The sequence below is a fragment of the Endozoicomonas sp. ONNA2 genome (assembly GCF_024606365.1).
Classification (GTDB): Bacteria; Pseudomonadota; Gammaproteobacteria; order Pseudomonadales; family Endozoicomonadaceae; genus Endozoicomonas.
This window is the reverse complement of record NZ_JAHHPO010000642.1, coordinates 1-3,648: the sequence shown is the minus strand read 5'-3', so window position 1 is coordinate 3,648 and position 3,648 is coordinate 1. Positions and strand designations below refer to the sequence as shown.

Sequence of the window (3,648 nt, the reverse complement as noted above, 5' to 3'; positions counted from 1 at the left end):
TCACCTCACAAAACGAAATTTTTATCCTCAATTTTCTGCCATCCTCGCTACGGGGTAGCCTGATCGGGCGCTATTCCCGGACAACCTCCTGGCCCCGCTCAAAGATCTCCGGTAAAAATGATGTGCCGTAATCCATGGGCTCCAGCTGGAAATAACTGGCCACTGTCTGCCCGATATCGGCAAAGGTTTCCCGCTGACCCAGGGAACAGGGAATCAACTTCTTGCTGAACACCAGAACAGGAATGTGCTCACGGGTATGATCCGTTCCGGGCCAGGTTGGGTCACAACCATGGTCGGCAGTGATAATCAGAAGATCATCGTCGCCCATATAATAAAACAGGTTTGGCAGCATGGCATCGAGCTGCTCCAGTGCCCCGGCATAACCGGCAACATCCCTGCGATGACCAAACGAAGAATCAAAATCCACAAAGTTGGTGAATACAATGGTTCGGTCACCCGCTTCAATCAATGCTGCACGGGTTGCTTCAAAGAGGGCAGGAATACCCGTTGCCTTTATCTTTCTGGTAATCCCCTGGTTGGCAAAGATATCGGCAATCTTGCCAATACTGACCACCTCCCCACCACTGGCCACCAGCTTATCCAGTACCGTAGGTGCCGGAGGCAATACCGAAAAGTCCCGACGGTTGCCGGTACGTTGAAAGTCGCCGGCATCATCACCGATGAACGGACGGGCAATCACACGTCCGATGTTGTATGGATCAAGAATTTCACGGGCAATCTGGCAGACTTGCATCAGACGATCCAGGCCAAACGTTTGTTCATGGCAGGCAATCTGAAAGACGCTATCTGCCGATGTGTAGACGATCGGCTTGCCCGTTTTCATATGCTCTTCCCCCAGTACTTCGAGAATACCGGTGCCAGAGGCATGACAGTTACCCAAAACCCCCGGAAGCCTGGCCTTATCGATCAACTCATCGAGCAACTGCTGCGGGAAACTGTTTTTCTCATCGGGAAAATAACCCCAGTCAAACAGCACCGGAACACCCGCCATTTCCCAATGGCCACTGGGTGTATCCTTGCCGCTGGAGAGTTCTTTGGCATAGCCATAAGCGCCGATAATCGGCATATCATTGACCATACCCTTGGGAAACTCGCCACAGGCATCCCTGGCCGCGTGAACCAGTCCCAGGCTGGACAGCTCCGGAAGGGTTAACGGGCCCTGTCGACCAATATCTGCGTCGCCATCGGCACAAGCCCGGGCAATATGTCCAATGGTATTGGAGCCGGCGTCGCCAAACTTATCCGCGTCTTCAGTGGCTCCGATACCAAATGAATCCATCACAAGGATCATTGCACGTTTCATTCACAACTCCTGAACTGCCACGGTTATGACAGTTTTTTGTAGATCAGGGAATGGGGTTGCGGCACCTGTTCCGTAACAGTGAGCGCACCGCGAAGCATGTCTGCCGCCTGGTTCCATGACGCATCTGAACGAGCATGGAGCATGGCAACCGGCCGGGAAGGGTCAATCCTGTCGCCCAACCGGCAAATGTCAGTGATGCCTGCGCCATAATCAATGGTATCAGAAGCCACTGTGTGCCCTTTGCCCAACTGCACCACGGCCATGCCCACTTCCCGGGTGTCCATGGCAGCAAGATAGCCCTCTGCCTCCATATACACCGGCTTGATGATGGCCGAAGTGGGCAGATAATCGTCATAGCGTTCAACAAAGTCCGACGGACCACCCAGGCCGTGTATCATCCTGCCGAACACGTCAGCCGCCCAACCACTATCCAGCACTGACTGCAATTGTTCCCTGGCCTGCTCAATACCACCAGCCAGGCCTGCGGATACCAGCAGCTCTGCGGATTGCGCCATAGTAATTTCCAGCAGGCGCTCATTACGGTACTCACCCGTGAGGAACTGAACCGCTTCGCGCACCTCAACCGCGTTGCCGGCAGAAGAGGCAAGACACTGGTTCATATCCGTCAGCAATGCCGTGGTTTTCACCCCGGCCCCATTGGCGACCTGAACGATACTCTGCGCCAGTTCCACCGATTGCTCGAAGGTTGGCATAAAGGCACCGCTGCCCACCTTGACATCCATGACCAGGGCATTGAGCCCTTCGGCCAGTTTTTTCGACAAAATGGATGCGGTAATCATGGCGATGGATTCCACCGTCGCCGTCACATCACGGACACTATAAATCCGTTTGTCCGCCGGTGCTAACTCGCCAGTCTGGCCGACAATAGCGACACCGGTCTCCTTGACCACTCGACGAAACAGCGATTCTGAGGCACTGGTAGTATAACCGGGAATACTGTCCAGCTTGTCCAGGGTGCCCCCGGTATGCCCGAGGCTACGACCGGAAATCATCGGCACAAAACCGCCACACGCGGCAATCATGGGGCCAAGCATCAGGCTGACCACATCGCCAACCCCACCGGTGGAATGTTTGTCCAGTATGGGGCCGGGGAGAGGGTCTGACGCCCAGTCCAGCACCTGGCCGGAATCACGCATGGCGCAGGTCAGGGCAATGCGCTCATCAAGATTCATCCCCTGAAAATACACGGCCATGGCGAAAGCACCGATCTGGCCTTCCGACACCGAGTGATCGGTCACACCGGCAATAAAACAGCGAATCTCTTGCTCGCTGAGCGCTTCACCTTCCCGTTTACGACGAATGACTTCTTGCGGTAGAAACATCATCAATACCCGCCACTTTCAGCGGCGTCCCCCTGTTTCAGACCCAGGGCAATCAGCAGATTATTCAGCAGACTGCTGGCACCTAACCGGTAGTGACGACGGGTTACCCAGCCATCACCCATAATCTCATCCGCAAGATCCAGGTGTAATGCGGCATCCTCTGCCGTCCTGATACCACCGGCAGGCTTGAAACCAACCTGAGTATTGCCACTGTCGCGGATGACTTCCAGCATGATGCGGGCGGATTCTGGCGTAGCATTGACCGGTACTTTACCGGTAGAGGTTTTAATGAAATCAGCTCCGGCAGCAATGGAAATTTCACTGGCCTTGCGGATCAGGGCAGGCTCTTTGAGTTCACCGGTTTCGATAATCACTTTCAGCAGGGCGTGTCTGGCGCCAGCACCGCAGGCATCCTTGCAGCGGCGAACCAGTTCGGCACCCACGGCTTCATTACCAGCCATCAGGGCCCGGTATGGGAACACCACGTCAACCTCATCCGCACCATAGGCAACGGCGGCCCTGGTTTCTGCGACAGCGATATCGATGTCATCCCCCCCGGCAGGAAAGTTGGTTACAGTGGCAATAGCCACGTCATTCAGGCCAAGGGAATTGAGCGTTTTACGGGCAATCGGGACGAAACGGGGGTAGATACAGACAGCTGCCGTGTTACCGGCCCCGGTATGGGCCTGGTGGCACAGCTCAATGATTTTCTCCGGGGTATCATCTTCATTCAGGGAAGTAAGATCCATCAATTGCACAGCCTGGCGGCAACGGGCATTAAGATTGGTCATAGGGCAACCCCTCTGGATAAATTGGCAATGACGGGTAGTTAAGAAAGCAATGAACGGGAAGCGTCACTTCCGTTCATTAGCCAGTGGAGCGTAAGTAGCTGGCCATATGAAATCATATATTTCTGACTCCTTGTGCCGGCACTCCCGGCAACTGCTCCTGCGTTGCTCTAGCTCCTGCATCCATGCAGTC

At 54.9% G+C, this 3,648-nt stretch carries 3 protein-coding genes; all 3 read right to left on the bottom strand.

What is annotated here, in order from left to right; translation table 11 throughout:
- Positions 1-70: 70 nt before the first annotated feature.
- From KDK14_RS11295 to deoC, 3 genes are read right to left on the bottom strand one after another with little or no spacing between them, the layout of a single operon-like run.
- A complete protein-coding gene (locus tag KDK14_RS11295; RefSeq protein ID WP_257265219.1) occupies positions 71-1,324 on the bottom strand; it encodes a phosphopentomutase in 1,254 nt (417 codons plus the stop codon).
- A 23-nt stretch (positions 1,325-1,347) separates the two neighbouring features.
- Complete coding sequence (gene deoA, locus KDK14_RS11290; protein WP_257265220.1) at positions 1,348-2,667, bottom strand: thymidine phosphorylase; 1,320 nt, start codon at positions 2,665-2,667, stop codon at positions 1,348-1,350.
- A 2-nt stretch (positions 2,668-2,669) separates the two neighbouring features.
- Positions 2,670-3,458 (bottom strand): deoxyribose-phosphate aldolase, encoded by a 789-nt coding sequence (gene deoC / locus KDK14_RS11285; RefSeq protein WP_257265218.1) that lies wholly within the window; start codon positions 3,456-3,458, stop codon positions 2,670-2,672.
- Positions 3,459-3,648: the final 190 nt, after the last annotated feature.

Excerpts from the sequence above, each read along its gene's own strand:
- KDK14_RS11295 (WP_257265219.1), bottom strand. The coding sequence starts at position 1,324 with ATGAAACGTGCAATGATCCTTGTGATGGATTCATTTGGTATCGGAGCC.
- deoA (WP_257265220.1), bottom strand. The coding sequence starts at position 2,667 with ATGTTTCTACCGCAAGAAGTCATTCGTCGTAAACGGGAAGGTGAAGCG.
- deoC (WP_257265218.1), bottom strand. The coding sequence starts at position 3,458 with ATGACCAATCTTAATGCCCGTTGCCGCCAGGCTGTGCAATTGATGGAT.